7 protein-coding genes are annotated in these 7,230 nt (G+C 53.0%); all 7 read left to right on the top strand.

The genetic code is table 11. The annotated features are described in order from the left end of the window. A partial coding sequence (locus tag UB23_RS30375; RefSeq protein ID WP_152644307.1) for a glycosyltransferase occupies positions 1-298 on the top strand: 298 nt, incomplete at its 5' end. Continuing rightward, on the top strand, positions 285-1,040 hold the full coding sequence (locus UB23_RS20895; protein WP_045061211.1) for a WecB/TagA/CpsF family glycosyltransferase: 756 nt from the start codon (positions 285-287) through the stop codon (positions 1,038-1,040). The genes UB23_RS30375 and UB23_RS20895, both read left to right, overlap by 14 nt. A gap of 648 nt (positions 1,041-1,688) precedes the next feature. After that, positions 1,689-2,795, top strand: a complete 1,107-nt coding sequence (locus UB23_RS20890; protein ID WP_045061210.1) for a polysaccharide biosynthesis/export family protein — start codon at positions 1,689-1,691, stop codon at positions 2,793-2,795. A 14-nt stretch (positions 2,796-2,809) separates the two neighbouring features. Continuing rightward, complete coding sequence (locus tag UB23_RS20885; protein ID WP_045061209.1) at positions 2,810-3,469, top strand: YjbF family lipoprotein; 660 nt, start codon at positions 2,810-2,812, stop codon at positions 3,467-3,469. Between the two features lie 38 nt (positions 3,470-3,507). Continuing rightward, positions 3,508-4,239 carry a capsule biosynthesis GfcC family protein gene (locus UB23_RS20880; protein ID WP_045061212.1) on the top strand — a complete coding sequence of 244 codons (732 nt, stop codon included), beginning with the start codon at positions 3,508-3,510 and terminating at the stop codon, positions 4,237-4,239. After that, positions 4,236-6,335, top strand: a complete 2,100-nt coding sequence (locus UB23_RS20875; protein WP_045061208.1) for a YjbH domain-containing protein — start codon at positions 4,236-4,238, stop codon at positions 6,333-6,335. The genes UB23_RS20880 and UB23_RS20875 overlap by 4 nt, the downstream gene beginning before the upstream one ends. After that, positions 6,332-6,727, top strand: a complete 396-nt coding sequence (locus UB23_RS20870) for a teicoplanin resistance protein VanZ (protein WP_045061207.1) — start codon at positions 6,332-6,334, stop codon at positions 6,725-6,727. The genes UB23_RS20875 and UB23_RS20870 overlap by 4 nt, the downstream gene beginning before the upstream one ends. Positions 6,728-7,230: the final 503 nt, after the last annotated feature.

Raw genomic sequence — 7,230 nt, 5'->3', positions numbered from 1 at the left:
GTTTGTACTACCGAGTAATTATGATTCCTTCGGAATGGTATACATTGAGTCACTTTCTCGAGGTTGCCCGGTAGTAATAGGCCCCAATGCTGCCGTCGTTTCTGCACTAGAGGGATTGGAAGGGGTCTTCATAGCCTCTGATTTTTCTGTCGAAAGCGTTCATGAGGCGATGCTACGTGGATTGGCGTATTCACGTAACAAAAAAAATATTTCTGAATCGTGTATCGGTAAGTATGGTCCTCAGACAATATCCAAACTGCTCGTTGAGGCATTAGAGTTAGATTATGAAAAGGGTTGAAATTCTTGGCTGTCCCATGGACATCGGTAGCATGCGATCAACAGTGAGCGATATTCGCACGGCTGTAGAGGCAGGCATTTTCACCCAACATGTGGTGGTTAACGTAGCCAAACTAGTAAATATGCGCACAGACCCATTGTTAAACGAATCAGTTAGGTCATGCGATATTATAAATATTGATGGCATGGGAGTTGTGTTTGGTGCGAGATTTCTTGGTCACCAAATAAAGGAAAGAGTTGCTGGCGTTGATTTATTTTACGAACTGATTTCCATGAGCGAGACAAACCATTTTCCTGTCTTTCTTCTTGGGGGGACAGAAGAAGTTGTAACCACTGCAACCCGCAACATAAAAACCCGTTATCCGGCCGTATCAATTGCAGGCTATCACCATGGCTATTTCTGGGACGATGAGGCGGCAGTGGTTGATCGAATCCGGCAATCAGGTGCTAGATTGCTATTTGTCGCGATTACCTCGCCAAAAAAAGAAAATTTTATCAATCGTTGGCGGAGTCAGCTCGGAGTAACTTTTGTTATGGGCGTGGGAGGAACATTCGATGTGGTCGCAGGGAAGGTTAAGCGCGCGCCGTTATGGATGCAGCGGTCGGGCTTGGAATGGCTTTATCGGGTAATTCAAGAACCCAGACGTATGTGGAAAAGATACTTCATCACTAATAGTGTATTCGGATGGTGGTTACTTAAAGAGAAATATGGGCAACTGATCGGCAAGAAACGTATTAATTAAATGCTCCCCGGCTTATTTATAAGGGTAAATTCTACATCTCTGACTCGCCGACTGAGCAGTTGATCTAGCCTTTGCCCGTTATACGAATGTGCAGCGTCGGCAAGCCGTCATGCATGCTCAAGACCCGCTCAGGGCCCGTCGAAGGTAGAGAAAGATTTTCAGACCATCACTTTCATCTCGCCAATCTGAGCAGCTCATGCTTGCAAAACAGGCACCTAGTGAAATACTCTTACATCCAATAACCCTCAAGGATTATCCCTTCAAGGAGCACGAACATGAAAAAACTACTAGCCATTGCAATCGCCGCTTCCATCAGCCTGCCATTGATGGCTGCTGAGTCCGTACCTGTCAGTACCTCTGCGGCACCGGATTCTTCTGCTCCGCTTAGCTTGTCGACTCCAATCGCAGGTGGTGTCACCGTGGGGACTGGTCTGGCTATCGGTGCCGGTCTTGTCGCAGTCGGCGTAGCGGCTTCAAATAGTGGCGGTGGCGGTGGGAATGACGGGACTCCGGGTACCACGGGCACAACTGGAACCACGGGCACAACTGGAACGACTCGTTAATAATCCCCCTCCGAGTTCGATACGCCAACCTCCCAGCCCTGCTGGGAGGTTTTGTTTTGCATAATCCCCTCGAGCAAATTCTACAATGAATCGCGCGCTTCCATTGGCCATGCTGGTTGGCCTGGCCCTGCAAGGCTGTATTTTCTCTCCCGGTCAGCACATGGATACGGGTAATGTCGTTCGAGAAGGTTCACCTGAGAGCAGCCGGATTGAGCTTGTCCCAATCACGCCGAAGTTAATAGCAATCGAGGCTGCCGCTGATCAGTCGAACGTAATCGCACCTGAGTTGAGAAGTTTCCGCCCTGCGGAGTATCGCATCGGTGCTGGAGACCTCATTTACATTACCGTTTGGGACCACCCTGAGCTTACTGCACCTTCCGGTCCGCAGCAGCAGATTGAGGCGAATGGACGTTTGGTCCGCCCTGATGGTTCGCTCTTCTACCCTTATGTGGGGATGATTGAAGCGTCCGGAAAAACCATCGAGGAACTACGTTCAATTATTGCTTCGCGCTTGGCAAAAGTAGTAGCTGAGCCTCAAGTGGATGTCAGCATCCTGCGGTTTTCCAGCCAGAAAATTATTTTATCAGGCGCATTCGGTAAAACCGGACCTTTACCGATTACGAATACCCCCTTAAGTTTGCTTGACGCGGTTGGACAAGGTTCGGTTGAAGCCGGCTCTGCGGATATATCCGGTTTGGTATTGAAACGCGATGGTCGTGAGTATCCGCTAGATCTTGATGCACTCAACCGTAAAGATTCAAATCTCCACAATCTGTATTTGAAGGACGGTGATCAACTACATCTGCCTTATAATGACCAAAAGAAAATTTATCTATTAGGAGAGGTAAACTCAGCTCGATCTCTTGTATTCAAGGGTAGCAACATGAATCTCACTGATGCTCTGGGCAGTGTTGGAGGACTCCGTCAGGAAACGTCGAGCGGCAAAGAGGTTTATGTTATTCGGGGAGTTGAGGATTTAGAGAACAATCCAGTGAAAATTTTCCAAATTGATCTGAAGTCTCCATCTGCCTTTGCTCTCGCCCAACACTTCAAACTGCGGCCTCAGGACGTGGTTTATGTTGGCCCTGCCGATGTCACCCGCTGGAACCGCTTTATTAGCCAAGTTTTCCCAACTGCCAACTTACTTAGTACTGGTGTTGGTATCCAAGACGATTTGGGTAGCAACAATTAAGAAATGGAATTCTTGTGAAATTTTTGCGACTGGCCACCCTATCGGTGGCCTCCTTGCTGGTGAGCGCCTGCAACCCGTTGATGACCGCTTCCATGGATACGCTCAAGGCCGCTTTCGAAGGTCCTGAGCCCTTGGAACTCACCCGCCAACAGGTGGATGCAACTCCGTACTACCAGATCACCATCGCGGCACCTACGGGTGAAGCCGTTATGGCATTGGTGCGTCAGCAGGATGGTGTTGGTTTCTGGATGGCCTCGACTCGTCAGATCCTGATGCTCGAAGACGGCCTAGCGATTCGCAGCGTTGGTTTCAACAACAACCTCGATGGCACACGCTTTGAGGGTCAATCGCCCTTCAAAGCAGGCTTGCACCGCGTTACCGATGGCCTACAGACCCGCCGCCAGGTGGACTTTGTCGATGGTTATCGCATGGGTGTGACGCTCACCAGCCGCTTTGAGAAGAAAGGCCTGGAAACCGTGCATATCCTCGACCGCGACGTGGCGCTATTGCGCGTTGACGAGGACATCACCATGGAAGGTCTGGACTTCACCGCGCGCAACCAGTATTGGGTCGACCCTGCCGACGGCTTCATCATGGCCAGCGTGCAACACCTGACTCCCGAATTGCCCCTACGCATTGTTCAAGTGCGCCCGAATAAGCCGGTAGTGCAATGATTCCTCGTTCCTCCTGGCTGCTTTGCTGCAGCCTGCTCATGACGTTTGCCGTAAATGCTGACTCGCTGGTCACCGTGCAGGGCGATGCCGCCAAACCTGGACGCTATTCGTTCCAGGAAGGGACACGCTTGCATGATGTTTTGCTTCCTGCTCAGGTTAATCCGAGGGCGTATCTGCTTGGCGCCGCGTGGTTGCATACGCCGTTACGCAATGTGCAGGAGCGATTGAAGCTGGGTGTGCTCTTCGATCTCGCGACCGTGAAGAGCAACGCACTGCAGGATGACGAAATTGAGTTGGCCGCCCTGGCTGAGCGTTTGATCGACAAGGTGCAAGCCATGCCGGTTACTGGCCGCCGAGTGGCTCAACTTGATCCGGTGCGGGTGGAACTTAACCGTGGGGACAATCCCTACCTCAGCAATGGTGATGTGCTGCTCTACCCTCCCCGCCCGAATACTGTGAAGGTTGTGGGCGCGGTCACCGGCGAATGCGAGCTGGCGTACCAGCCTTTGCAGCCGGCAATCAGCTATCTGAACAACTGCCTGCGTGATCCTGGCGCAGACAAAGATTTGCTGTTTGTTATCCAGCCGGATGGTCGCGTTTTCCAGGAAGGGATAGCCCTGTGGAACGAGACCAAGTCAGTACCGCCCGCGCCTGGGGCACGAATTTACGTACCGGTGCACAGCACCGCAAAAGGTAATCCAACACCAGACCTGAATACTGAAATGGCCGCTTTCATCGCCACCCAGCCACTGCTGGAGGTTAAGCCATGAAGTATCATTTAATTCCGTGCTTGCTGCTCGGTTGCAGCACCTGGGCAATAGCTGAGCCGCGCTATACACAGAGCGATTTTGGTGGTGTAGGTCTGCTGCAAACGCCTACAGCGCGTATGGCCCCTGCTGGCGAGCTGTCGTTAACGGCCAGCCGTACTGATCCTTACAGCCGCTACAGCGTGTCCTTCCAGCCCTTTGAATGGCTTGAAGGTTCGTTTCGTTACACGGCGATCAGTAACCGCAAATATGGCTCGGAAGAGTTGAGTGGTGGCCAGAGTTTCAAGGACAAGGCGATTGACGCAAAAGTCCGCCTGCTGGAAGAGACTCATTGGTTGCCACAGGTAGCTGTTGGTGCTCGAGATCTTGGTGGTACAGGACTGTTCTCCAGCGAATATTTCGTTGGCAACAAACGCATGGGCAATTTCGACCTGAGCTTGGGCATGGCTTGGGGCTACATTGGTAACCGCGGCGATATTGATAACCCATTGGGTTGGATCGACGACAAGTACAATACCCGGCCAAATTCAACAGGCTTGGTGGACACTTCTGGTAGCTTTAACGCAAATGCATACTTCCGAGGATCTCCCTCGTTCTTTGGCGGAGTCACCTATCAAACTCCCTGGGATCCTCTGTCCGTCAAAGTGGAGTACGAAGGTAACGACTACCAAAATGAACCGTTGGGCAACAATCAGGTTCAGGACTCCCCAATCAACCTAGGCCTTGTTTTCAAAGCCAGCGATTCGGTAGACCTCCACGCAGCCTGGGAACGCGGCAACACCGCCATGTTCGGCATCACCTTGCACACCAACTTCGCCACCCGCAAGGCGCCGACCAAGAGCTTCGACCCAAAACCCGAACCCGTGCCGGACGTCAAACCGACCACCGCGCCAACGGACGTGCAATGGGCCGGCGTCGCCAAGCGCCTGCAGAACAACGCGGGCTATACGGTTTCTAAAATCACCCAGCGTGATTCCGAGCTGATCGTCTACGGCGAACAGGGCCGCTACTTCCACACCCCGAAAGCCGTGGGCCGAGCTTCGCGCATCCTCGACAACAGCGTCAACGATCAGATCGACTGGTTCACCATGGTCGACACCCGTTACAGCTTGCCGGTCCAGGAAGTCAGCCTGCCCCGGGATACTTTCCGCGAAGTGGTGCAAGAAGATCGCCCACTGGAAGACCTGCGCCGGGTGACCGAGCAGAATGTTCCGGTACCGCATCATGAAAAAACCCTGTACGCGAAAACGCCGGACAAGTTCACCTACGGCCTGGGCCTCGGGTACAAACAGAACGTCGGCGGTCCTGACGGATTCCTGCTCTATCAATTCAGTGCCGATTTGAGTGCTGAGTACCGATTCCAGCCTGATCTGTGGTGGAGCGGCCTGTTGAGCGCGAACCTGATCAACAACTTCGACAAGTTCAAGTACGACGCACCCAGCGGCTTGCCACGGGTGCGTACCGACCTGCGTCAGTACATGACCACGTCGGAGGTGACGATGCCGACCTTCCAGTTAAACAAGGTCAAGCAGCTGGACGAAGACCTCTACGGCATGGTGTACGGCGGTTATCTGGAATCGATGTTCGCCGGCGTCGGCGGTGAAGCGCTGTACCGTCCAATGGGCGAGCGCTGGGCGGTCGGCGTGGACATGAACTGGGTCAAGCAGCGTGATTTCGATCAGGGCTTGGGTCTGCGTGACTACAGCACCATCACCGGCAACGCTACGCTTTACTATCGGAGTTCGTTCCAGGACATTCTGGGGGCACTCAGCGTCGGGCGTTATTTGGCCAAAGACTACGGCGCTACTTTGGACTTGTCCCGCGAGTTCTCCAACGGAGTGCGGTTCGGTGGTTGGGTAACGATCACCAACGCAACGAAAGAGGAGTACGGTGAGGGTAGTTTCGGCAAGGGTATCTATTTCTCGATACCGTTCGACGAATTGATGGCCAGTTCGACCACTCGCCGGGCTAACCTTGCGTGGACACCATTGACTCGAGACGGTGGCGCTGCCCTGGCACGCAGCTACTCGCTGTATTCCCTGACCGAGCGTCGCAACATCGACCTGTTCCACAACAACTTCTACAAGGTCACCGAATGAAGCAGCGGATTCTGCGTGTCCTGCCCAAACTGGCGTTTTTCGTGATCCTGCTGGTGCTGTGTTTCGCCGGCATGCGCGGCGAGCCGGTGCCGCAGGTATTCGAGAATCAGGACAAGCTGCATCACTGGGCCGGCTTCGCCTGCTTGACGGTGAGCGCCTACCTGGCGTTCCCCGGTACGCGGCTGGGCTGGCTGCTGTTTTGGCCGTTGGTGGGTTCAATGTTGATTGAGTTGGAGCAAAGCTTGATGCCGCTGCGCACAGCTTCCTGGGGTGACATGGTGGCGAATGCCACGGGAGTTCTGTGCGGTATGGTGGTTGTGCTGATGTTGCGCGGTTACCAGAACAGCAGGCTCAAGAAAGCCTCGTTGGTGGAGTCGCAAAGCGTAGGCTGATCAAGTAAAGAGAGAACCCTCACTCTGGACTCATTGACTGCCATCGCGATGTCGTCGCTCTTCAGAGAGTCTTCCTGCCACCAACTCCTCGTTTTCTGATTTGCCCCTCCCCCCGAGTCTTCCCTCTCAAATTCGTCTAGGCTTTTGTGTGTAGGCGGAGCTTCTGGACCCACCGAATCTGCTCGAAGCGCCCAATGAAGCCTAAAAGGGGAACTGCTGCGCAGCCCACCGGGAGCAAGCTACCTCGCCGTAGGAACGGTTTCGTGCCCGAGTGAACAGCATTGTCACAGTGGGGGGCTGGCAAAAAAATCGATACTGACTACTCGTCTTAAGATACGCTTAATTAAAAACGACAATAATAGCCAATAGAACAGGCGCTCACTCTAGTGAATGAAAACAAATGCTAAAACGAACTCTCGTGATACTGGATAGAGACCTATGGTACAAAGATCAATATTTAATAAAAAATATTCTTGCCAACTTCCCAGAGAGCCAGTTTGATA

It is taken from the genome of Pseudomonas sp. ES3-33, assembly GCF_000952175.1.
GTDB lineage: Bacteria > Pseudomonadota > Gammaproteobacteria > Pseudomonadales > Pseudomonadaceae > Aquipseudomonas > Aquipseudomonas gregormendelii.
Note: the sequence above shows the minus strand (reverse complement) of the source record. Positions and strands in the feature narration are given on the sequence as shown.

Excerpts from the sequence above, each read along its gene's own strand:
- UB23_RS20895 (WP_045061211.1), top strand. The coding sequence starts at position 285 with ATGAAAAGGGTTGAAATTCTTGGCTGTCCCATGGACATCGGTAGCATG.
- UB23_RS20890 (WP_045061210.1), top strand. The coding sequence starts at position 1,689 with ATGAATCGCGCGCTTCCATTGGCCATGCTGGTTGGCCTGGCCCTGCAA.
- UB23_RS20880 (WP_045061212.1), top strand. The coding sequence starts at position 3,508 with ATGACGTTTGCCGTAAATGCTGACTCGCTGGTCACCGTGCAGGGCGAT.
- UB23_RS20875 (WP_045061208.1), top strand. The coding sequence starts at position 4,236 with ATGAAGTATCATTTAATTCCGTGCTTGCTGCTCGGTTGCAGCACCTGG.
- UB23_RS20870 (WP_045061207.1), top strand. The coding sequence starts at position 6,332 with ATGAAGCAGCGGATTCTGCGTGTCCTGCCCAAACTGGCGTTTTTCGTG.